This is a genomic window from Methylobacterium sp. E-045 (genome assembly GCF_022829685.1).
In the GTDB taxonomy this organism is placed as follows: domain Bacteria; phylum Pseudomonadota; class Alphaproteobacteria; order Rhizobiales; family Beijerinckiaceae; genus Methylobacterium.
In genome coordinates this window covers 1-741 of the sequence record NZ_JAKSYE010000016.1, presented here as the reverse complement: position 1 = coordinate 741, position 741 = coordinate 1, and the positions used below count along the sequence as shown (strand labels likewise).

Genomic DNA, 741 nt, shown 5'->3' with positions numbered 1-741 from the left:
CCCGAACATACGAGGGCCGGCCGCCGCGACAACGGGGGAAAGTCCATTGTCACAAAACGTTACATTGCCCTCCCGGCCGGTCGCATCGCTTAGGCTCGCAAGGGACAGGGTCCGCCATTCACGGTGCCGTCGCACCCACGCCGCCCGCCCACGAGGTCCGACAAGCGATACATGACAGCGTGAAGGCGTTTCGACTGTCCGGCGCCGCGTCCCGAGCCGTATTCGTCAGCAGGGTGTTCTCACTCAGGACCGTACATCGAGGTCAGGCCTCTAGTGCAGTGACGCGGACCGATGCTTCACGCGGGTCGTGCGGCGTGCGAGTCTGGGCGATGGCCCAGGCTGCCTGTGTACTCCCCCATGCCGCCACGATGTCCAAGTTGGCCGGGATCGTGGGTGACCGCTCCCGTCCCCTCCAGCACATTCTGCGCGCCCGGATCGTCCTGCTTTCAGGCAAGCGCCTGACCGTGCAAGAGGTGGCTCGGCAAGCCGGCGTCAGTCGGCCCGCGGTCTGGCGCTGGCAGCAGCGCTTTGCCGAGGAGGGCGTCGAGGGTCTGCTACGCGACAAGACCCGCCCACCCGGCACCCCGCCGCATTCCACGCGGACGGTGGCGGAGGTGCTCGCACTGACCTGTTCGGAGCCGCCGGACGAGGTCACCCACTGGACCGGGCGCGCCCTGGCCAAGCGCGTCGGGATCTCCTTGCGCGCCGTGCAACGGATCTGGGACGCGCACCGCCTGCAGC

The 741-nt window shown here is 68.4% G+C and carries 1 protein-coding gene; it reads left to right on the top strand.

Annotation, left to right across the window (positions count from 1 at the left end; all coding sequences use genetic code 11):
* Positions 1-329: 329 nt before the first annotated feature.
* Positions 330-741: helix-turn-helix domain-containing protein (locus MKK51_RS01135; RefSeq protein WP_243974468.1), on the top strand; the 412-nt coding region annotated here is incomplete at its 3' end.